This window comes from Bradyrhizobium sp. Leo78, assembly GCF_059512425.1.
Window position 1 is genome coordinate 196,786 of record NZ_JCAMOT010000011.1, and the last position, 20,812, is coordinate 217,597.

The following is a 20,812-nucleotide window of genomic DNA, read 5'->3' on the forward strand; positions in this document are numbered from 1 at the left end:
CTCAAACAAGAGATGAGATCATGATCCGATTCCGTCTAATCGGATCATGATCTCAAGGATGAAGGAAACGAATGACTGCCGTCCGCTTGCGATTGACTGCCCTTTCAGCCGTGCTCGTCCTGATCACCGCCAGCACCGGCGGTGCGCTCGCCCAGAAAAAGTACGATACCGGCGCCAGCGATACCGAGATCAAAATAGGCAACATCATGCCCTATAGCGGACCGGCTTCCGGCTATGGCGTGATCGGTAAGACCGAGGCGGCCTATTTCAACAAGGTCAACGCCGAGGGCGGCATCAACGGTCGCAAGATCGTTTTTCTCAGCTACGACGACGGCTACAACCCGTCGAAGACGGTGGAGCAGGCGCGCAAGCTCGTGGAGAGCGATAAAGTGCTTCTGATCTTCAACTCGCTCGGCACGGTCACCAACCTCGCGATCCAGAAATACATGAACGGCAAGGGAGTGCCGCAGCTCTTCGTCGCCTCCGGCGCCAGCAAGTGGGACCAGCCGAAAGAGTTTCCGTGGACTATGGGCTGGCAGCCGAACTACCAGAGCGAGGCGCGCATCTATGCCAAATACATCATGAAGGAGAGGCCCGACGCCAAGGTCGGCGTGCTCTATCAGAACGACGATTTCGGCAAGGACTACCTCAGAGGCTTGAGGGACGGATTCGGCGAGAAGGCGGCGATGATCGTCGCCGAAGAGAGCTACGAGACCTCAGAGCCGTCGATGGAGAGCCACATCGCCAAGCTGAAGGCCGCCGGCGTCGACGTCTTTATCAACGTTGCCATGCCGAGATTCGCAGCTCAGGCGATGAAGAACGTCGCGGAATTGAACTGGAAGCCGCTGCAGATCGTGTCCAATGTCTCCGCTTCCGTCGGCGGCGCGATGAAGCCGGCCGGCTTTGAGAATGTGCAGGGCGTCCTGTCGGCGGCCTATGCCAAGGATGGCGCCGACCCGCAATGGGACAACGACCCCGGCATGAAGCGCTTCTTCGCGTTCCTGCAGGAATATTATCCGGAAGCCGATCGGCGCGATGACGCGGCGGTCTATGGCTATGGCGCGGCGCAAACCATGGTGAAGGTGCTGCAGATGTGCGGCGACGATCTCACCCGCGCCAATATCATGAAGCAGGCCGCGAGCCTGAGGGAGTTTGCGCCCGACACGCTGCTGCCCGGCATCGCCATCAACACATCGCCGACCGACTTCGCGCCCATCAAGCAACTGCAGATGATGCGCTTCAAGACAGACAAGTGGGAGTTGTTCGGCAGCATCATGAGCGGAGCGCTCGGGCATTGAGGGAGCCGCGGCGGCATCCGCCGTTTGCAGCCCCCCGCGACGCCATCGCGGGAGGCTTTTGGTTGCTGGGACTAGGTGGAAGGTATTCAATACCGGCAGGAGCCGGAAAAGTGCTGCCAATCCAAAAAACATGAGACGTCCACCATGAGCCCAAGGAGATCCCAATGTCTGCCATCCATTTGCGGCTGGGGGCCCTTGCGGCCGCCGTCGCATTGCTGGCCGTGAGCAGCGGCCACGCGCTCGCCCAGAAGGCATACGACGTCGGCGCCACCGACACCGAGATCAAGATCGGCAACATCATGCCCTACAGCGGACCGGCCTCCGCCTATGGCGTGATCGGCAAGACGGAGGCGGCCTATTTCAACAAGATCAATGCAGAGGGCGGCATCAACGGCCGCAAGATCAACTTCATCTCCTATGACGACGCCTACTCTCCGCCGAAGACGGTGGAGCAGGCGCGCAAGCTGGTCGAGAGCGACGAGGTGCTCTTCATCTTTAATTCGCTTGGCACGCCGCCGAACTCGGCGATCCAGAAATACATGAACCAGAAGAAGGTGCCGCAGCTCTTCGTCGCCACCGGCGCCACCAAGTGGAACGATCCGAAAGATTTCCCCTGGACCATGGGCTGGCAGCCCAATTACCAGAGCGAGTCGATCATCTACGCCAGGTACATCCTGAAGAACCATCCGAATGCCAGGATCGCGGTGCTCTACCAGAACGATGATTACGGCAAGGACTACCTGAAAGGCTTCAAGGACGGCCTCGGCAGCAAGGCGGATTCGATGATCGTGATCGAGGAAAGCTACGAAGTCTCCGAGCCCTCCATCGACTCCCACATCGTCAAGCTGTGGTCGTCCGGGGCCGATGTGTTCTTCGACATCACCACGCCGAAATTCGCGGCGCAGGCGATCAAGAAAAACGCGGAGATCGGCTGGAAGCCGTTGCACTTCCTCAACAACGTCTCGTCCTCCGTGGGCAGCGTGCTCAAGCCGGCCGGCTTCGAGAACGCACAGGATATCATCTCGTCGAACTACCTGAAGGATCCGACCGATCCGCAGTGGAAGAACGATCCCGGCATGATCGCCTGGAACGAATTCCTCGATAAGTACTATCCTGAGGCCAATCGCTCCGACCTTTCGGTGATGTACGGCTACACGGTCGCGCAAGGCATGGTGCATGTGCTGAAGGCCTGCGGCGACAACCTGACCCGCGAGAACATCATGAAGCAGGCCGCCAGCATCCGCGACCTCGAGCTCGACGGGCTGTTGCCCGGCATCAAGGTGAATACGTCGCGGACCGATTTCGCGCCGCTGTCGCAACTGCAGCTCATGCAATTCAAGGGCGACACCTGGGAGCGCTTCGGCGACATCCTGAGCGGCGACGTCGGCGGCTGATCCTGATGTCATTTGCTTGAATCAGTCTATACGCGAGCTCATTCACCTCTCCCGCTTGCGGGGGAGGTCGCTGCGCCCTTGGTGCAGCGGGTGGGGGCTCTCTCCCCACGAAGAGTCCCATCGCGGAGACACCCTCACCCCAACCTCTCCCGCAGGCGGGAGAGGGAGCGCAGTGTTCGTCGCGGACGCAATTCGACCCGATCTCATCGTGCTGCTGCGGCTTGCGTGTACATGGCTACTAAAGATGCAGCCGCTGCGGCTTTGCAGCAGGGGCTTTTTGTTGAGGCAATGTCGGCAAAATGGTAATCCATACGCTTAACACCAAGAGCTTTCGGATCAAGAAAGCCATGACACAGCATCAATGTCATCCAAAGGGAGAGAGACGGAATGTCCGTTATCAAAAAACTCGCGATTCTTTCGGCAGCGTTCGGCTTGTTCGCGGCCACTGCCGGCACTGCGACGGCACAGAAGAAATACGACCCCGGCGCATCGGATACCGAGATCAAGGTCGGCAACATCATGCCCTACAGCGGACCGGCCTCCGCCTACGGCGTGATCGGACGCACCGAGGCCGCCTACTTCAAGAAGATCAACGACGCCGGCGGCATCAACGGCCGCAAGATCAATTTCGTCTCCTATGACGACGCCTATTCGCCACCGAAGGCGGTCGAGCAGGCGCGCAAGCTGGTCGAGAGCGACGAGGTGCTGCTCATCTTCAACTCGCTCGGCACGCCGTCGAACACCGCGATCCAGAAATACATGAACTCGAAGAAGGTGCCGCAGCTCTTCGTCGCCACCGGCGCCACCAAGTGGAACGACCCGCAGAACTTTCCGTGGACCATGGGCTGGCAGCCCAGCTACCAGAGTGAGACCCAGATCTACGCCAAGTACATCCTGAAGAACCATCCCGACGCCAAGATCGCGGTGCTCTTCCAGAACGACGACTACGGCAAGGACTATCTAAAGGGCCTGAGGGACGGGCTCGGCTCCAAGGCGGCGAGCATGATCGTGATGGAGGAGAGCTACGAGACCTCCGAGCCGTCGATCGATTCGCATCTGGTCAAGCTCAAGGCCACCGGCGCCGACATCTTCATCAATATCACCACGCCGAAATTTGCCGCGCAGGCGATCAAGAAGAACGCCGAGATCGGCTGGAAGCCGCTGCACTTCCTCAACAACGTCTCGGCGTCCGTCGGCAGCGTGCTCAAGCCGGCCGGCTTCGAGAACGCCCAGGACATCATCTCCGCCGCCTACCTCAAGGACGCCTCCGACAAGCAGTGGGACAACGATCCCGGCATGAAGGAATTCTATGCCTTCATGGCCAAGGATTTTCCGGAAGGCGACAAGCTCGACGGCGGTACCGTGGTCGGCTACGGCGTGGCGCAGACGCTGGTTCAGGTGCTGAAGCAATGTGGCGACAACCTGACGCGCGAGAACGTCATGAAGCAGGCGGCGAGCCTGAAGGATTTCCGCACCGAAGTCCTGCTGCCCGGCATCAAGATCAACACCGGACCAAACGACTTTGCTCCGATCAGCTCGCTTCAGCTCATGAAGTTCAAGGGCGACAAGTGGGAACTGTTCGGTGACGTCATCAGCGCTGACGTCGGCGGGTAAAAGTCTCCCGCAGTTACCCAAGGTTAAGCACGCAAAGCTCCTGCGACACAGTCGCAGGGGCTTTTTGTTGCCAACATGATTTTCCGCGCTATCAATGCGATGCACCAGAATGGGAGCTTCTGCTCCGAAGGAGTCCTATGCCTATGTTGACCCGACGCCGCCTTGCAACCGCATTCCTCGGCTTTGCCGTAACCGCCACCACTGCCTCTGCCGCACTCGCGCAGAAGCAATATGACACCGGTGCGACGGACACCGAGATCAAGATCGGCAACATCGTGCCCTATAGCGGGCCGGCTTCGGCTTACGGCAGCGTCGGCAAGGCGATGGCTGCATTGTTCAAGAAGGTCAACGACGAGGGCGGCATCAACGGCCGCAAGATCAACTTTATCTCCTATGACGATGCCTATAGCCCGCCGAAGACGGTCGAGCAGGCACGCAAGCTGGTCGAAAGCGACGAGGTTCTGCTGGTGGTCGGCACGCTGGGCACCGCGCCCAACACTGCAATCCAGAAATACCTGAACAGCAAGAAAGTGCCGCAGCTCTTTGTCGCCACTGGCGCGACCAAGTGGAACGAGCCGAAGACCTTTCCCTGGACCATGGGCTGGCTGCCGAGCTACCAGAGCGAATCGCGCATCTACGCGAAATACCTGACGAAGGAGAAGCCGGGCGCCAAGGTGGCCGTGCTCTACCAGAACGACGATATGGGCAAGGACTATCTGAAGGGCCTGAAGGATGGGTTCGGCGCAGACGCCTCGCGGATCGTCCTGGAGGAGAGCTACGAGGTCTCGGAACCGACCATCGATTCGCACGTGGTGAAGATCAAATCGGCCAATCCCGACGTTCTGGTGCTTTACACCACGCCGAAGTTCGGTGCGCAGGCGATCAAGAAGCTCGGCGAGATGAGCTGGAAGCCGCTCACGATCATCTCCAACGTCAGCGCCTCGACCGCGGCCGTGATGAAGCCGGCGGGGGTTGAGAACGCGCAGGGCGTGATCTCGGCGACCTATGCCAAGGACGTTAGCGATCCCCAGTGGGCAGGCGATGCCGGCATCAAGGCGTTCGACGATCTGCTTGCGAAATATCTTCCCGAGATGAACCGCATCGACTCTTCGGCGATGACCGGTTACAACATTGCGACTACGATGGTAGAGGTGCTCCGTCGCTGCGGCGATAACCTGACCCGGGAGAACGTCATGAAGCAGGCGCAAAGCCTGAAGCAATTCGCGCAAGGCGGACTGTTACCGGGCGTGACGCTGACCACGAGCGCGACTGATTACATGCCGATCGAGCAGTTGCAATTGATGCAGTTCAAGGGTGAACGCTGGCAGTTGTTCGGCGAAGTCCTCAGCGGCGAGATCTCTGGCAACTGATGACGAACCGACGCCCTCTTCTGCGCGCGATCTTCGATGCGGCGGTAGCTGCCGCCCATCCGGACGTCGTGCTGGCGCCGCACCTCCGTCCGGTGCCGAAGGGGAGGGTGATCGTGCTTGCCGCGGGCAAGGGCGCCGCCGCCATGGCGGCGGCGGCCGAACGACACTATCTCGACGCGCTCGAGCTGGATCCGGCGCTGTTGGCGGGGATTGCAACTACCCGCCACGGCCATGGCGTGCCGACCCGCCGGATCAGGGTGGTCGAGGCCGGCCATCCCGTACCTGACGAAGCCGGGCTGAAAGCCGCCGACGATACGCTGCGGCTGGCGGCGACGGCGACCGCGGATGATCTCTTGCTGGTGTTGATCTCCGGCGGTGGCTCCGCCAATTGGATCGCGCCGGTGGACGGCGTCAGTTTTGCGCAGAAGCAGCAGGTGAACCGGGCGCTGCTCCGCTCGGGCGCGCCGATCGGCGAGATGAACATCGTGCGGAAACATCTGTCGCGCATCAAGGGCGGCCGCTTGGCGCGGGCCGGCCAGCGCGCCGAGATCGTGACGCTCGCGATATCCGACGTGCCGCATGACGATCCTTCCGCGATCGCATCCGGCCCCACGGTCGCAGATCCGACTACGCTTGCGGACGCACGCGCCATCGTCGCCAAATACAATCTAGCCATCGATGACTCCGTTCGCCGCGCGCTCGATGATCCTGGCAACGAAAGCTGCAAGCCGGGCGATCCTGCCTTTGCGCGCGCGACGTTCGAGTTGATCGCAAAGCCGAAGGCCTCGATCGAAGCCGCGGTCAAGGTCGCGCGCGAGGCCGGCTATGCGACCATCGATCTCGGCGCCGATCTCGAAGGCGAAGCGCGCGACGTCGCCGCCGCGCACGCGCAGCTCGCGCTGACGGCGCGCAGCGAGGGCAGGCGCGTCGCGATCCTGTCCGGCGGCGAACTGACCGTGACCGTGCGCGGCAATGGCCGCGGCGGCCCCAACCAGGAATACGCGCTCGCGCTCGCCGATCTGCTCAAGGGCATGACCGATGTCTCGGCGCTCGCCGCGGACACCGACGGCGCCGATGGCGGCGCGGGCAGTGCCAGCGACCCGGCCGGCGCCGTCATCGACCACTCTACGTTCGCGAAGATGAAATCGCAGGGCCTCGATCCCAGGGCCTATCTCGAAAACAACGACGCCAGCGGCTTCTTCGCTCAAACCGGCGATCTGCTTTTGACCGGCCCGACGCTGACCAACGTCAACGACGTCCGCGTCATCCTGGTGGACTGACGTTACACTGCCGTCATTGCGAGCGAAGCGAAGCAATCCACGTCTCCGCTTGCGGCCCTATGGATTGCTTCGCTGCGCTCGCAATGACGTGGATAGCGCGGCGCACTCCAGCTCATCCCCTCACCCTGAGGAGACCGCGCAGCGGTCGTCTCGAAGGGCGAGGCCACCGGCGGGGCCTCATCCTTTGAGACGCGGCGAAGACGCCGCTCCTCAGGATGAGGATCTGGCAGAATCGTAGGATGGGTAGAGCGAAGCGAAACCCATCATTGGCGCGGCATGCTCCATCGCGATGGGTTCCGCTTCGCTCTACCCATCCTACGGCAGCTCCACCCTCAAAACTCGCGCGCGATCTTCGCCAACATCTCCAGCAGCGCCGCGTGGTTCTCAGGTCCCAAGAGTTCGATCAGCCGCGCCTCGTGCTTGTTGGCGACGAGCTTCTTGGCGCGTGCCAGCACCGCGCGGCCCTTGTCGGTCAGCACGAGAATGTGCGAGCGGCGGTCGCTTGCCGAGCGCATGCGCGCGCAGAGTTCGCGGCTCTCCAGGGCGTCGAGCATCGCCACGAAATTCGGCCGCAGGATGCCGAGCGTACTCGCGATCTCGGTCTGGTTGCGGCCGGGATTCTGGTCGAGCAGCAAGAGCACCGAGAATTGTGCCGGCGTGAGTTGCAAGGGCGCGACGCAGCGCAGAAAATCCTCGAACACCTTGAGCTGCGCACGCTTCAGCGAATAGCCCAATAGCCCCGACAGTTCTCCCAGGTGGAGCAGGCCATCGTCGCTCGAAGCGTCAAGATCCTGCCCGGCGACGGGGCGGGATACCTTGGCGGCGTCGGCGGCGGTCTTGGGAACAGTCATCGCTCGAGGCTCGCAATCCCGGGAGTCGGGCTCTTGAGATTATATTCGATAATTGTTATTGATTATATCAAACGTCGGCAGCTTTCAACAGCCGACACCGGACGATCGAGCGCGGCGACGCGTCGATCGGCCCGCCGCGTGAGGGGGAGCGCTCGGCCTTGAACACGACGATCATGCTGTTCCTGCTGCAGGACGGCATCACCAACGGTGCCATCTACGCATTGCTGGGGCTGGCTCTGGTCCTGGTATTCGCGGTCACGCGCGTGATCCTGATCCCGCAGGGCGAATTCGTCACCTATGGCGCGCTGAGCTATGCCATGCTGGCGACCGGCCAGGTGCCGGGCACCGCGAAGCTCGCGGTCGCGATGGGACTGGTGGCGTTCGGCCTCGACCTGTTCTTTGCGCGGAAGTCGCTGCATGCGCGGCTGATCGCGCGGGCCGTCGCGGTCGACATCGTCTTTCCAGTCGCCGTCTGCCTGCTGACCTATGCGCTGGCCGGGCCGAAGACGCCGATTGCCGTTAACATCGCGCTTGCGCTTCTGATCGTGGCGGCGATCGGGCTGTTCCTCTACCGCATCGCGTTCCAGCCGATTGCGCATACGTCCGTGCTGGTGCTGTTGATCGCCTCCGTCGGCTGCCATCTCGCGCTGCAGGGCCTGGGTCTCGTCTTCTTCGGCGCCGAAGGCCTGCGCGGCCCGGCGCTCTCCAACGTCGCGCTGACAGCGGGCGCGCTCCGCTTCACCGGCCAGAGCCTTGCGGTCTACGGCCTCACCATTGGTTTCATCGTCGCGCTCTGGCTGTTCTTCGGCTACTCGCTGACCGGCAAGGCGCTGCGCGCCACCGCCGTCAATCGCCTCGGCGCCCGCCTCGTCGGCATCCGCACCACATTGTCCGGCCAGATCGCCTTCCTGCTGGCCTCGCTGATCGGCGCGATCTCGGGAATTTTGATCGTGCCGATCACAACGCTCTATTACGACACCGGCTTCCTGATCGGCCTCAAAGGCTTCATCGCGGCGATCATCGGCGGTCTCGTCAGCTATCCCTTGACGGCTGTCGCCGCCATTCTCGTCGGCGTCGTCGAGGCGTTCTCTTCGTTCTATGCCAGCAACTTCAAGGAAGTCATCGTCTTCACGCTGATCCTCCCCGTCCTGGTGCTGCGTTCGCTCGCGGCGCCGGCGGTCGAAGAAGAGAAGGATTGAGCGCGATGACGCAGCGATTGCCTCTCATCATCTTCGCCCTCGTGATGGCGCTGATCCCGCTGGTGCCGGGCATCCCGCCGTTCTGGATCGTGCTACTCGACAATATCGGCCTCGCCGCGCTGGTGGCGATGGGATTGGTGCTGCTCACCGGCGTCGGCGGGCTCACCTCGTTCGGGCAGGCGGCGTTCTGCGGCTTCGGCGCCTACACCACGGCGGTGTTGACGACCGCCTATGGCGTCTCGCCATGGCTGACGCTGCCGGTCTCGCTCCTGGTCAGTGGCATCGCTGCGGTGCTGCTCGGCATCGTCACAGTGCGGTTGTCCGGCCACTATCTGCCGCTCGGCACCATCGCCTGGGGCATTGCGCTGTTCTACCTCTTCAGCAAGCTCGAATTCCTCGGCCGCAATGACGGCATCTCCGGCATCCCGCCGCTTGCGATCGGCTCCTACAAGATGCTGAGCCCCGGCACGATCTACTATGCGATCTGGATCGCGGTCTTGATATCGGCGGTGCTGACGTTGAACCTCTTGGACTCGCGCACCGGCCGCGCCATCCGCGCGCTGCGCCGCGGCCATATCGCGGCCGAAGCCTTCGGCGTGCAGACGCCGCGCGCCAAGCTCCTGGTGTTCATCTACGCTGCGGTGCTGGCGGGCCTGTCCGGCTGGCTCTATGCGCATTTCCAGCGCGCCGCCAACCCGACGCCGTTCGGTCCGCAGGCCGGCATCGAATATCTCTTTATCGCCGTCGTCGGCGGCGCCGGCTATGTCTGGGGCGCGGTGCTCGGCGCCGGCATCGTCGTGATCCTGAAGGAAGTGTTGCAGAGCTATCTTCCTTACATCTTCGGCGGCCAGAGCCAGCTCGAGACCATCGTGTTCGGCATCCTCCTCGTGATGCTGCTGCAGCTCGCGCCATCCGGCGTCTGGCCGTGGCTGATGGCGCGATTGCCGTTGAAGGCGGTCCGCAGGACGGTGGACAATTCGCTGACGCTGCCGGCCCGCGAGCGTGCGCCGACGATGTCTGCCGTGCTGCTGCAGCTCGACAAGGCGCGCAAGCAGTTCGGCGGCGTCACCGCGGTCAACGATGTCAGCTTCGACGTCAACGCCCGCGAGATCGTGGCGCTGATCGGCCCCAATGGCGCCGGCAAGAGCACGACCTTCAACCTGATCACGGGCGTCCTGACCGCAACCAGCGGCGCCATTTCCGTGCTCGGCAGGAAGGTCGAGAACGCGCCGCCGCAGGAGGTGGTGAAGCTCGGCGTTGCCCGCACCTTCCAGCACGTCAAGCTGGTGCCCGACATGACGGTGCTGGAGAACGTCGCGATCGGCGCCCATCTGCGCGGCGCGTCCGGCGCTGTCGCCAGCATGCTCCGCCTCGACCGCACGGATGAAGCACGGCTGCTCGCGGAAGCCGCACGGCAGATCGAGCGCGTCGGGCTCACCGACCAGATCGACCAGCTCGCGGGCTCGCTCTCGCTCGGCCAGCAGCGCATCGTCGAGATCGCCCGCGCGCTCTGCGTCGATCCGATGCTGCTCCTGCTTGACGAGCCCGCCGCCGGGCTGCGGCATATGGAGAAGCAGCGGCTTGCGACATTGCTGCGGCAATTGCGCGACGGCGGCATGTCGGTGCTGCTGGTCGAGCACGACATGGGTTTTGTCATGGACCTCGCCGACCGCATCGTCGTGCTCGATTTCGGCACCAAGATCGCGGAAGGCACGCCGGAGGCGATCAAGAAGAATCCTGAGGTCATCAAGGCCTATCTCGGAGCCGCGGCATGAGCGCGTTGTTGTCGGTGTCCGATGTGCATATCGCCTATGGCAAGGTCGAAGCCGTGCGCGGCGTCTCGCTCGAAGTTAACGAGAACGAGATCGCCACGATCATCGGCGCCAATGGGGCCGGGAAGACCACGCTGCTCAACGCCGTTATGGGCATCCTGCCGCTGAAGGGCCGCACCGCCTTCGCAGGCCGAGACATGGCCACGCTCGACATCGAGGACCGTGTTGCGGCGGGCCTCAGCCTCGTGCCGGAGCACCGCGAACTGTTCGCAACCATGAATGTCGAGGACAATCTGCAGCTCGGCGCATTCCGGGTCCCGAAGGCGACCGCGGCAAATTCGTTCGAGCGCGTCTACAGCCTGTTCCCGCGGCTGAGGGAGCGGCGCAAGCAGCTCGCCGGCACGCTTTCTGGCGGCGAGCAGCAGATGCTCGCGATGGGGCGGGCGCTGATGGGCGCTCCGAAACTCCTGATGCTGGACGAGCCGAGCCTGGGCCTCGCGCCGATCATTGTCGCCGACATCTTCCGCACCATCGGCGAGCTTCGCGCCGCCGGCGTGTCGGTGCTGCTGGTGGAGCAGAACGCCCAGGCCGCGCTACAGATCGCCGACCGCGCCTATGTGATGGAGCTCGGCGAGTTCGTGCTCAGCGGAGCGGCTCGCGACATCGCCAGCAACCAGCGCGTCGCCGCAAGCTATCTCGGCTTCCAGCATGAGGGCGAGAGCGCGGTTTGATCCACGCTCCCGCCCCGCATCGTCACATCGCCGGCACGTATTTGCCGTCTTTCACCGTGAGCAGGATCCGCGAGCGATCGTCGAGACCGTAGCGGTCCTTGTCGGTCCAGTTGTAGACGCCTTGCGTAGCGACGATTTCCTTCTCGCTCATCAGCGCCTGGCGGATGCCTTCGCGGAACTCCGGCGTGCCGGGCTTGCCGGCCTTCAGCGCGACCGGGATCACGCGCTTCAACACTTCGAAGGCGTCGTATGAGTGGCCGGCAAACTGGCTGCGGCTGTTGGCGCCATACTTCGCCTCATAGGCGGTGTTGAGCGTAAGCCCTGGCTTCTTGGTCAGCGCGCTGTCCGGCTGGCTCTCCGGCGACATCACCGGGCCCGATGCCATGATGACGCCCTCCGCCGCGGGACCGGCGATGCGGACGAAGTCCATGCTCGCGGCGCCGTGGGTCTGGTAGATCAGGCCCTTGTAGCCGCGCTCGCGCAACGCGGTCTGCGGCAGCGCCGCGGCAGTGCCGGAGGCACCGACCAGGATCGCGTCGGGATTGGCTGCGACGAGCTTCAGCACCTGGCCCGCGACCGAGGTATCGGGCCGGGCAAATCGCTCTTCGTCGACCATCTGCAGGCCCATCGGCACGCCTTGGGCCTTGAAGTCGTTGAACCAGAGGTCGCCGTAGGAATCGGAGTAGCCGATATAGCCGACGGTCTTGATGCCGTGCGCCTTCATGTGCTCGTACAAGACCTTGCCCATGATCGGGATCGACTGCGGCATGTCGACCGACCATTTCGCGCGCGCTTCGTTGATCGGAAACGGCGCCAGTCCGAAATGCGGGATGCCAGCCTCGTTGGCGACGGTGGAGACCGCGATCGAGGGCGGAGTGGTGGAGGAGCCCATGATGATGTCGGCCTTCGATTCCGTGACGAAGCGCCGCGCGTTCGTGGTCGCAGCGGTCGGATCGCCGCCGTCATCGAGCACGATCACCTTGAGCGGCACGCCGCCGATCTCCTTCGGCACGAAATCCAGCGCGTTACGCTCGGGGATTCCGAGCGCCGCGGCAGGCCCCGTGGTCGAGATCGAGATACCGATGACGATCTCGTTATTCTGCGCGGATGCCGGCGTGCCCGGCAGCGCCAGCGCTGCAGCCAGCGCAGCCGCGGCGAGATAAGCCTTCCTCATTCATTCCTCCCTTTTCAATTATTCTTGTCGGTGTAAGCAACTGGCAGGGCCAATCCAGCCCCTTCTTTAGGTCAATAGAACATGGCACTCAAATCAGCCCTTCATGAAACGGTCAATGATCTCCTGCGGAAACGGCGCGGACTTCAATTTTGCGGGATCGTTCGGATCACGGCCGACGAGGACGCGGGTTTCGAAAGCTTCGATCGCCAGCGCCTCGCCCTTGAACACCTTGTGCGTCACTTCGAAACTCGAGCGCTTGATGCTTTCCACCCGCGTTTCGATTGTAATCCAGTCGCCGTGGGTCGACGGGATGTAGAACTTCGCCCGCGTGTCGACCATGGGAATGCCGACCAGGCCGTAGTTGCGGACGAGGTCCTGTTTCGAGAAGCCGGCCGCTTCGAACATGATCGAGGTCGAATCGTCGAACATCGCGAAATAGCGCGGGTAGTAGACGATGTTGGCGGGGTCGCAGTCGCCCCACTGTATCTGCACATCGCGCCGGTGCACGAACATGCGCAGACCTCAGCGCGGCGCCATGCGAAGCGCGGCATCGAGCCGCACCACCTCGCCGTTGAGGTAGGGGTTGTCGATCATGTGCAGCGCCAGCGAAGCGAACTCGCCCGCGTCGCCGAGCCGGTGCGGGAACGGGATCGAGGCGGCGAGCGAGTCCTGCGCTTCCTGCGGCAGGCCTGCAAGCAGCGGCGTCAGGAACAGGCCGGGCGCAATCGCCAGCACGCGGATGCCGAACTGCGCGAGCTCGCGCGCGATCGGCAGCGTCATGCCGACGATGCCGCCCTTGGAAGCCGAATAGGCGGCCTGGCCGATCTGGCCGTCATAGGCGGCGATCGATGCGGTCGAGATCACGACGCCGCGTTCGCCGGTTGGTAGCGGCTCGAGCTTTGTCATCGCCGCGGTCGCAAGCCGCAGCATGTTGAAGGAGCCGAGCAGGTTGACCTTGATCACCTTGTCGAAATCGCCGAGCGGCATCGGGCCGTCACGCCCGATCACGCGCTTTGCCACGCCGATGCCGGCGCAGTTGACCAGGATGCGCGCCGGGCCATGCGCTGTCGCAGCCTGCGCGACCGCGGCTTCGGCTGAGGCTGCATCCGACACGTCGCAGATCACGGCAACGCCGCCGATCTCGGCCGCGACGCTTTCGGCAAGCTTTGCGTTGAGGTCGCATACTGCAACCTTGGCACCCTGCGCGGCGAGCCGGCGCGCGGTCGCGGCGCCCAGTCCCGATGCGCCGCCGGTGACGATGGCGGCCTGATCCTTCAACTGCATGATCTTCTCCCTTATAAAACTCAGCTCAATGTGATGACGTGCGCAGGCGGCACATCGGCATAAAGCGCCTCGATCAGCGCTGCGCGATGTTCCAGTACCGCGCGCTGATTGACCGAACCCTTGTCGGTGACCTCGCCGCGATCGATCGATAGCGGCGCATCGAGCAGGATCGCGCGGGTGATCCGGGTCGACGATCCGGTGGCGCTGGCGAGGAAGCGGGCGAAGCGCTCGCGGAAAGCGGCGCGGACCAGGGAATCGGACGCCGCCGCCGCGATATCGTTGGCTGATAGCGCCGGGTTGATCACGCGGCAGCCGTCGAGATCCAGGATCACGATGGCGGAAATCTCGTCGCGGTTGATGCCGGCGATGACGACGTCGCGCACCAGCGGCGCGCAGGTCGCGATGAAGCGCGCGCGGAGCGGGCCGACGCTGACCCAGGTGCCGCTCGCGAGCTTGAAATCCTCGGCGATGCGGCCATCGAAATCGAAGCCGGCATCAAGATCATCCGCTTTGGCCGGCTTCAGCGCATCGCCGAACTTGTAGAAGCCCTCTTCGTCGAAGGCGGCGGCGGTCAATTCGGGCTGGCGGCCAATAGCCCGGCGTGACGTTCGGCCCCTTGGCGCGCACTTCGAGCTTGCCGTTGTTGGGCAACAGCTTCGCTTCGTTGCCTGATACGGGCAGGCCGACATGGCCGGAGCGGCTGGTGTCGGGTCGCACCGACATGAAGAACGGCGCGGTCTCGGTGGCGCCGAGCCCGGTCAGCATCGGCACACGGAAGCCGGTCTCGCGCACGGCAAGCTCGTCGAGGCTGTTCCACACATAGGGCGACAGCGCCGCGCCCGAGAAGAACATCGCGTGCAGCCGGCCGAAGAATTTTGCGCGCAGGTTCGCATCGTCGCGCAGATAGGGCAACAGCGATTCATAACCCTTGGGCACGTTGAAATAGACCGTGGGCGAAATCTCGCGGAGGTTCTTCACGGTGTCCTCGATGCCGCCGGGCATCGGCTTGCCCTCATCGAGATACATCGAGCCGCCGTTGAACAGCGTCAGCCCGATATTGTGGTTGCCGCCAAAGGTGTGATTCCAGGGCAGCCAGTCGACGATGACAGGCGGCTCATCCTTCAGGAACGCCAATGTCTCGCGCAACATCACCTGGTTCGCGCAGAGCATGCGCTGGGTGTTGATGACCGCCTTGGGGTTGCCGGTCGAGCCGGAAGTCAGCAGGAATTTCGCGATCGTGTCCGGCGTGATGGCTTGGTGTGTAGCGTCGAGCAGCGGATGCTCCGGCGTGGCCAGCAGCTCGGAAAGTCTGGTCACGACCCGGCCGGGAAGGTCGCCGCGCGTGGCGACGATCTCGGTCTCTGGCGCTACATTCGCGGACAGCGCTGCGGCGAACTTGCCGGCGTCATCGGCGAAGACAAGGCCGGGCGTCAGCAGCTTGATGACAAAACCGAGCTTGCCGAAATCGCGTGACACCAGTGAATAGGCCGGCGACACCGGGCAGAACGGCACGCCGGCATAGAGCGCGCCGAACGCGAGCAGCGCGTGGTCAATCGAATTGCCGGAGAGGATCACAAGCGGCTTTTCCGCCGACAGGCCGCGCGCGATCAGAGCGGAGGCGATATGCCTCGCGGCATCGAGCAGCTCAGCGTAAGTGATCTCGCGCCAAGCGCCGCCTGTTGCCCGCTCGGCCATGAACACGCGGTGTGGCTCGGTGGCGGCCCAGTGATGCAGCCGATCGGTGATGCGCTGCGGATAATCGAGGAGCTTGCTGCGTGGGCGAAGATAGATCGTGCCATCGTCGCGGCGCTCGATGATAACAGCGGGATTGCCGAACGATATCGCGCGCAGCGGATGCGCGGCGACGTCTGTAACTAGCGCTGACATGTCGGCTCTCGCGCTCATCTCAGGTCGGCTTCACTTTCGCGGTCTTGTGCTCGAGGAATTCGCGGATCCGGCGTTTCGCCTCCTTGTCGCTCTGCGCCACCGTCGCCATCAGCGATTCCATCAACAGCCCGGTCTGCGGATTGGCTTCGGCGATCATCGGCAGCGCCTGCAGCACCGCAAAATTGGTCAGCGGCGCATTCCCGGCGATACGCTCGGCAAGCTCGATCGCCTTCGGCAATGCGCCGCCCGCGTCCGTCAGATATTGTGCGAAGCCGTAGGCCGCGCCTTCGGTCGCGGAATAGACGCGTCCCGTCAGCATCATATCGATCATGCGGGGCACGCCGATCAGGCGCGGCAGCCGCACCGATCCGCCGCCGCCGACAAAGATGCCGCGTTGGCCTTCGGGCAGTGCGAAATAGGCTGACGGTTCGGCGACGCGGATATGCGCGGCGCAGGCAAGCTCCAGCCCGCCGCCGATCACGGCGCCCTTCAGCGCGGCGATCACGGGCACGCGGCTGTACTGGATGCGGTCGAACACCCGGTGCCACATCTGTGAATGCTGCAGGCCTTCGGTCGCGTCGCGCTCGGAGAGTTCGGAGAGATCGAGGCCGGAGGAGAAATGATCGCCGATGCCGTGGACGACGATGGCACCGACGCCATCGGGGATGTCGGAAAAGCAATCCTGGATCGCCAGCATGATGCCGTCGTTCAGCGCATTGCGCTTGGCCGGCCGATTGAGGCCCACGGTCAGGACCGCGCCGTTGTTCTCGATTGTCAGTAGCGCCGCGCGATCCTCGATCGCGGCGGAGTCGGCGTTTCCCATGGCCTCATTGTTTCCTTCCCAGAATAGTTATACCTTATAACGATTGGCCCGGGAGTCAATACGATGCGTCATCGCGAGCGAGCCCCGTAGGATGGGTAGAGCGCAGCGAAACCCATCGCGATGGAGCAAGCTGCGGATGATGGGTTTCGCTGCGCTCTACCCATCCTACGATTTCATCCCTGCCTTCGGCGGGACGACCCAAGCGTGATGCGGCAGAGCGAATCCCACCACGATACCGGCGGCGATTGCGACAGGATTTCGCAATCATCTATCTGTATTGAGGAGAGCATATCTCCGCCTCAATCGGTCGTGCATCTGACGGTCGTCAGCATTGCCGTCAGAAACAGGACTGTCAGATGGTCGTTCATCGCCTGCTACCGAATCTGCTCCGACGGCGGTTGCGGAATTTGTCCGGTCGCGCCAGGTTGCAGGGTGTGGCGGCGTTGGCCGCGGCCTGCCTGATGTCTGGCTGCGCCACGGTGGCGCTGGATGAGGGCGGGTCGCTGACATCGTATAGTCAGCTCCAACCCTCCGACGGCGTGGTCACGAAGTCGAAGCTCTATGTGCGTGAACAAGAGGTGCTGGCGGCACGGACCGTGCGGATCGTCCCCGCGACGATTGCCGAGAAGGCAAGGGTGGAGGGGATCACGGATCAGGAGCGAAGATTGGTCGCCAATGCGATCGATCGCTCCCTTTGCGCCGGCCTCAGCGAACGCTTCACCGTGGTCGCCGCGAACGACGACGCGGATATCACGGTTCATTCGCGGATCACGCAGATGACGCCGACCGACGAGAAGGCGGTGGCGGCATCGAAAGGGGCATCCGTTGCCAAGACCGTGCTGCTGCCCGGCGTGCCGGTGCCGGTTCCGCGCATTCCCATTGGCCTTGGCTCACTGTCGGTCGAAGCGGAAGCGAGGGCGCGCGACGGCAAGCAGGAAGGCGCCATGGTCTGGGGGCGCGGCGCGAATGCCCTTTCCGGTTCGGCGCGTGTGTCTCCGTCGGGCGATGCCTATGAGCTGGCGAGCGCGTTCGGCGACGATTTCAGCCGGATGCTGGTCACCGGCAAGACGCCGTTCGGAGGGTTCGGGAAACCGCCTTCCATGGACCGCATCCAGTCATGGGCGGGCGGCGCGCCGAAATATGCGGCGTGCGAAGCATTCGGCCGCGAGCCGGGCATCGCGGGCCTGGTCGGAGGAGCGATCGGCGTACCGCCGGATTGGAACGACAAGGTGCCCGATGCCAGCACCACGACCGCGCAGGCTCAGTAGAAATCTTAGGGCGGATTAGCGTCCCGAACTCCGCTGCATCAACTAGCGCAGGTGAAAAGCGTAATCCGCCGTTTCCTTGCGACCAAGCCGGTGGGTTACGCCTCCGCCTTCGCTCTTTGAGCTTCGGCGGACGCTAACCCACCCTACCAACCCTCACCGGGCCGCCGACGCGCGGCCCTCGCCGTCGATCTGGCGGCCCATGATCGCGATCGCCTTCTGATAGACGCCGGCGGCATTCCAGGCTTCGATCGCCGCGAAGTTGGGTTCGCCGGGCTGGTAGCCGGCGCCGGCGCGCCAGCCGTGGGCTTTAAGGAAGTTGGCGGTCGAGTTGAGCGCGTTGGCGGCCACGTCGAGATTACCGGTGCCATAGGCCAGGATGTTCTTCGGCATGAATTGGGTCTGGCCGACCTCGCCATGCATGGATCCGCGTGTGCTGGCCGACAGCACGCCCCGGTCGACCAGCTTCAGCGCCGCGTAGAGCTGGTCGGTGAAGAACTCGGGTCGGCGGCAGTCATAGGCAAGGGTGGCGATTGAGGACAGCATGTTCTGATTGCCGCGCTGGCTTCCAAAGCCGGTCTCCATGCCCCAGATCGCGATCAGCGGCCCGGGTGGGACGCCGTAGTGTTGCTCGATCGAGGCGAACAGCGCTGCGTGGGATTGCTTGAGCGATCGTCCGCGCGCGACGATGGTCGAGGCGCCGCGCTTGGCGAGAAACTGGTCGAGCGACAGACCAAAGCTGCGCTGGCCGCGATCGGCGGCGATGGTCGCGCTGGCATAGTGCGTCTGCATCAGGGCGGCGACACCGGTTTGTCCGATGCCCTTGCCGCTCGCCTCCCGGGCGAATTCCGCCTTCCAGGCCTCGAAACCACCGGGGCCGTTACCGCATTGCGCGGCGTTCGCGCTTGTGCCGAAAGGCGCCAGCGTCGCAAAGGCGATGAGGGCGGCGGTTGCAAGTTTTCTGGTCATCTCGAACTCCGTCGGTCGGCAGACATGATTTAAGCATAAATTGGGTGGACGCATAAATCGCATAACAATCGGGCGAAATCCGCCCCTGGGAGGAAATTATGAAAAGGCTCATTGCCGCGGCCGTGGCTGCTGGCCTCGCTCTCGAAATGGCACATGCTGCGCCATTGCCCGAAGCCAAGCCTGATGACGTCGGATTCTCGGAACAGGGTCTGGCCCGGCTGGATGATTTCTTCGCCCGCGAGATTGCGGCGAAGCGGGTGCCCGGCGCCGCGGTCGCGATCGCTCGGGACGGCAAGCTCGTGCACTACAAGGCCTATGGCCAGCTCGATCCGGTCAAGGGCACGCCGATGTCGCTCGATGCCGTCTTCGCGCTGGCGTCCATGACCAAGCCGCTTGCCGCGGTCGCCGGCCTGACGCTGATGGAGCAGGGCCGCCTGCCGCTACAGGCCAGCCTCGCCAACTATTATCCTGATTTCGCCGACATGAAGGTCGGCGTTCCGCAGCTGGACGGTTCGCTCAAGATGGAAGCGCAGGCGTCGCCGATCACCATCCATGACCTTTATCGCCACACCTCCGGGCTGATGTATGGCGGTCGGCCGGATAGCTCGAGCCCGCTCGCGCGCCTCTATCCTGACGGCACGGCGCCGGCGATCGAGGGCGATACGCAGGCCTTCATCGATCGCATCACGAAGCTGCCGCTGGTGCACCAGCCGGGGACGGAATTCGAATATGGCTTCTCGATCGACGTGCTGGGCGCAGTGATCGAAAAAGTCACCTCGCAGCGGCTCGGCGATTATCTGGCTGCGAATGTGTGGCAGCCGCTCGGCATGAAGGACGCCACGTTCCATCCGTCGGAGGGCCAGCGCGACCGTCTCGCCCGACCGTTTCCGAATGACCCGCTGACGGGCAGGCCGCAGAGCATCAGGCTGCTCGACACGCCGACCAAGTTCGACTGCGGCGGCGCCTGCGCGTTTGCCACCGTCGGCGACTATCTCCGCTTCGGCCAGATGCTGCTCAATGGTGGGGAGCTCGAGGGAAAACGCATTCTCGGGCCCAAGACGGTGCATCACATGACCTCCAACCACCTCGGGCCCGAGATCAAGAACAACGTCGCGAACGTGGAGCCGCATCGCGGCGGCTTCAGTTTCGGTCTCGGGGTGGCAGTGCGAACGAGCGAAGGTCTGTCAGCGGTCCCCGGCAATCCCGGCGAGTTCACCTGGAACGGCGCCTACGGCACGCAGTTCTTCTGCGATCCGAAGGAACGCCTGGTCGTGGTCGTCGGAACGGCGGCGCCGGGCGAGCTCCGAAAGTATTACCGCGAGCAGGTCCAGGACATCATCTACGGCGCCGTAGTGCGGTGAGGCGCGCCGGCGGTTGCGCCTCCGTCATTCCGGGGCGCGCGCAGCGCGAGCTATGATGTGCAATTGCACATCATAGAATCCATTGCGCCACTTGCGTCGGCGGAGAAATGGATTCCGGGCTCGATGCTTCGCATCGCCCCGGAATGACAGGGGACGCATTGCGCAATCCTCTCCTCCGTCATGGCCGGGCTTGACCCGGCCATCCACGTCTCTCCCGCGCACGGAGGCAAAGGACGTGGATGCCCGGGCATGACGGGCGGCGTATCATTCGCGCGATTTTCCTTAATCCGGTCAATGTGATTTGCTCCGTCCAGCCCTCGCGCGAAAAACATTCCGCTTCCGTCGTCGGGCAAATCAGTGATTTAACTCCGCGCGTCTCACCCAGATGAGGGGCGGGTCGCGATCGTCACGAACGTTGCGGTGGGATGCGGTGGACGAGATGGGTGTGACTGACGAGCACACGCATCACGGACGGCGAAGTCGTGTGGTCCTGGCGCCCCGACGCTGGCGCTAAGCTTCTTGTGAAGTGACGGTGGCAAA

The 20,812-nt window shown here is 63.5% G+C and carries 16 protein-coding genes and 1 pseudogene; 10 read left to right on the forward strand and 7 right to left on the reverse strand.

What is annotated here, in order from left to right:
* Positions 1-71: 71 nt before the first annotated feature.
* From AC5ZG1_RS17200 to AC5ZG1_RS17220, 5 genes are all read left to right on the forward strand, one after another.
* Complete coding sequence (locus AC5ZG1_RS17200; protein WP_496133567.1) at positions 72-1,298, forward strand: ABC transporter substrate-binding protein; 1,227 nt, start codon at positions 72-74, stop codon at positions 1,296-1,298.
* Positions 1,299-1,462: 164 nt separating this feature from the next.
* On the forward strand, positions 1,463-2,692 hold the full coding sequence (locus tag AC5ZG1_RS17205; RefSeq protein ID WP_130226610.1) for an ABC transporter substrate-binding protein: 1,230 nt from the start codon (positions 1,463-1,465) through the stop codon (positions 2,690-2,692).
* A 387-nt stretch (positions 2,693-3,079) separates the two neighbouring features.
* On the forward strand, positions 3,080-4,306 hold the full coding sequence (locus tag AC5ZG1_RS17210) for an ABC transporter substrate-binding protein (protein WP_496133568.1): 1,227 nt from the start codon (positions 3,080-3,082) through the stop codon (positions 4,304-4,306).
* Positions 4,307-4,443: 137 nt separating this feature from the next.
* Complete coding sequence (locus AC5ZG1_RS17215) at positions 4,444-5,676, forward strand: ABC transporter substrate-binding protein (RefSeq protein WP_130226608.1); 1,233 nt, start codon at positions 4,444-4,446, stop codon at positions 5,674-5,676.
* Positions 5,676-6,956, forward strand: a complete 1,281-nt coding sequence (locus AC5ZG1_RS17220; protein ID WP_456642920.1) for a glycerate kinase type-2 family protein — start codon at positions 5,676-5,678, stop codon at positions 6,954-6,956. Before AC5ZG1_RS17215 ends, AC5ZG1_RS17220 begins: the two co-directional genes overlap by 1 nt.
* Before the next feature lie 332 nt (positions 6,957-7,288).
* Here AC5ZG1_RS17220 and AC5ZG1_RS17225 read toward each other — a convergent pair whose 3' ends face one another.
* Positions 7,289-7,807 (reverse strand): MarR family winged helix-turn-helix transcriptional regulator, encoded by a 519-nt coding sequence (locus tag AC5ZG1_RS17225; RefSeq protein WP_028166743.1) that lies wholly within the window; start codon positions 7,805-7,807, stop codon positions 7,289-7,291.
* A gap of 158 nt (positions 7,808-7,965) precedes the next feature.
* On the opposite strand from AC5ZG1_RS17225, the gene AC5ZG1_RS17230 reads away from it, so the two are divergent.
* From AC5ZG1_RS17230 to AC5ZG1_RS17240, 3 genes are read left to right on the forward strand one after another with little or no spacing between them, the layout of a single operon-like run.
* Positions 7,966-9,006 carry a branched-chain amino acid ABC transporter permease gene (locus AC5ZG1_RS17230; RefSeq protein WP_456642921.1) on the forward strand — a complete coding sequence of 347 codons (1,041 nt, stop codon included), beginning with the start codon at positions 7,966-7,968 and terminating at the stop codon, positions 9,004-9,006.
* Between the two features lie 5 nt (positions 9,007-9,011).
* Positions 9,012-10,781, forward strand: coding sequence for a branched-chain amino acid ABC transporter ATP-binding protein/permease (locus AC5ZG1_RS17235; protein ID WP_496133569.1), 1,770 nt, complete (start codon positions 9,012-9,014; stop codon positions 10,779-10,781).
* Positions 10,778-11,509, forward strand: a complete 732-nt coding sequence (locus AC5ZG1_RS17240; protein WP_496133570.1) for an ABC transporter ATP-binding protein — start codon at positions 10,778-10,780, stop codon at positions 11,507-11,509. The genes AC5ZG1_RS17235 and AC5ZG1_RS17240 overlap by 4 nt, the downstream gene beginning before the upstream one ends.
* A gap of 22 nt (positions 11,510-11,531) precedes the next feature.
* Here AC5ZG1_RS17240 and AC5ZG1_RS17245 read toward each other — a convergent pair whose 3' ends face one another.
* The 5 genes and pseudogenes from AC5ZG1_RS17245 to AC5ZG1_RS17265 form a co-directional block, all read right to left on the reverse strand.
* The gene (locus tag AC5ZG1_RS17245) at positions 11,532-12,683 is read right to left on the reverse strand and encodes an ABC transporter substrate-binding protein (protein WP_456642923.1); all 1,152 of its coding nucleotides are present in this window, start codon (positions 12,681-12,683) and stop codon (positions 11,532-11,534) included.
* 93 nt (positions 12,684-12,776) lie between these two features.
* Positions 12,777-13,196 carry an acyl-CoA thioesterase gene (locus AC5ZG1_RS17250; RefSeq protein ID WP_130229918.1) on the reverse strand — a complete coding sequence of 140 codons (420 nt, stop codon included), beginning with the start codon at positions 13,194-13,196 and terminating at the stop codon, positions 12,777-12,779.
* 9 nt (positions 13,197-13,205) lie between these two features.
* Positions 13,206-13,967 carry an SDR family NAD(P)-dependent oxidoreductase gene (locus AC5ZG1_RS17255; protein ID WP_208828322.1) on the reverse strand — a complete coding sequence of 254 codons (762 nt, stop codon included), beginning with the start codon at positions 13,965-13,967 and terminating at the stop codon, positions 13,206-13,208.
* A gap of 20 nt (positions 13,968-13,987) precedes the next feature.
* Positions 13,988-15,872, reverse strand: a pseudogene (locus tag AC5ZG1_RS17260) (feruloyl-CoA synthase).
* Between the two features lies 1 nt (position 15,873).
* Positions 15,874-16,677 (reverse strand): crotonase/enoyl-CoA hydratase family protein, encoded by an 804-nt coding sequence (locus tag AC5ZG1_RS17265; RefSeq protein WP_496133571.1) that lies wholly within the window; start codon positions 16,675-16,677, stop codon positions 15,874-15,876.
* Positions 16,678-17,033: 356 nt separating this feature from the next.
* Here AC5ZG1_RS17265 and AC5ZG1_RS17270 point away from each other — a divergent pair, with 356 nt between their 5' ends.
* Positions 17,034-17,945 (forward strand): DUF3313 domain-containing protein, encoded by a 912-nt coding sequence (locus tag AC5ZG1_RS17270; RefSeq protein WP_496133572.1) that lies wholly within the window; start codon positions 17,034-17,036, stop codon positions 17,943-17,945.
* Between the two features lie 153 nt (positions 17,946-18,098).
* Here AC5ZG1_RS17270 and AC5ZG1_RS17275 read toward each other — a convergent pair whose 3' ends face one another.
* Positions 18,099-18,911, reverse strand: a complete 813-nt coding sequence (locus AC5ZG1_RS17275; protein WP_496133573.1) for a lytic murein transglycosylase — start codon at positions 18,909-18,911, stop codon at positions 18,099-18,101.
* Between the two features lie 98 nt (positions 18,912-19,009).
* On the opposite strand from AC5ZG1_RS17275, the gene AC5ZG1_RS17280 reads away from it, so the two are divergent.
* Positions 19,010-20,272, forward strand: coding sequence for a serine hydrolase domain-containing protein (locus AC5ZG1_RS17280; protein WP_496133574.1), 1,263 nt, complete (start codon positions 19,010-19,012; stop codon positions 20,270-20,272).
* Positions 20,273-20,812: the final 540 nt, after the last annotated feature.

Coding starts and splice junctions, on each gene's coding strand:
- AC5ZG1_RS17270 (WP_496133572.1), top strand. CDS start 17,034: ATGGTCGTTCATCGCCTGCTACCGAATCTGCTCCGACGGCGGTTGCGG.
- AC5ZG1_RS17255 (WP_208828322.1), bottom strand. CDS start 13,967: ATGCAGTTGAAGGATCAGGCCGCCATCGTCACCGGCGGCGCATCGGGA.
- AC5ZG1_RS17235 (WP_496133569.1), top strand. CDS start 9,012: ATGACGCAGCGATTGCCTCTCATCATCTTCGCCCTCGTGATGGCGCTG.
- AC5ZG1_RS17215 (WP_130226608.1), top strand. CDS start 4,444: ATGCCTATGTTGACCCGACGCCGCCTTGCAACCGCATTCCTCGGCTTT.
- AC5ZG1_RS17240 (WP_496133570.1), top strand. CDS start 10,778: ATGAGCGCGTTGTTGTCGGTGTCCGATGTGCATATCGCCTATGGCAAG.
- AC5ZG1_RS17245 (WP_456642923.1), bottom strand. CDS start 12,683: ATGAGGAAGGCTTATCTCGCCGCGGCTGCGCTGGCTGCAGCGCTGGCG.
- AC5ZG1_RS17225 (WP_028166743.1), bottom strand. CDS start 7,807: ATGACTGTTCCCAAGACCGCCGCCGACGCCGCCAAGGTATCCCGCCCC.
- AC5ZG1_RS17205 (WP_130226610.1), top strand. CDS start 1,463: ATGTCTGCCATCCATTTGCGGCTGGGGGCCCTTGCGGCCGCCGTCGCA.
- AC5ZG1_RS17200 (WP_496133567.1), top strand. CDS start 72: ATGACTGCCGTCCGCTTGCGATTGACTGCCCTTTCAGCCGTGCTCGTC.
- AC5ZG1_RS17220 (WP_456642920.1), top strand. CDS start 5,676: ATGACGAACCGACGCCCTCTTCTGCGCGCGATCTTCGATGCGGCGGTA.
- AC5ZG1_RS17265 (WP_496133571.1), bottom strand. CDS start 16,677: ATGGGAAACGCCGACTCCGCCGCGATCGAGGATCGCGCGGCGCTACTG.
- AC5ZG1_RS17275 (WP_496133573.1), bottom strand. CDS start 18,911: ATGACCAGAAAACTTGCAACCGCCGCCCTCATCGCCTTTGCGACGCTG.
- AC5ZG1_RS17210 (WP_496133568.1), top strand. CDS start 3,080: ATGTCCGTTATCAAAAAACTCGCGATTCTTTCGGCAGCGTTCGGCTTG.
- AC5ZG1_RS17250 (WP_130229918.1), bottom strand. CDS start 13,196: ATGTTCGTGCACCGGCGCGATGTGCAGATACAGTGGGGCGACTGCGAC.
- AC5ZG1_RS17280 (WP_496133574.1), top strand. CDS start 19,010: ATGAAAAGGCTCATTGCCGCGGCCGTGGCTGCTGGCCTCGCTCTCGAA.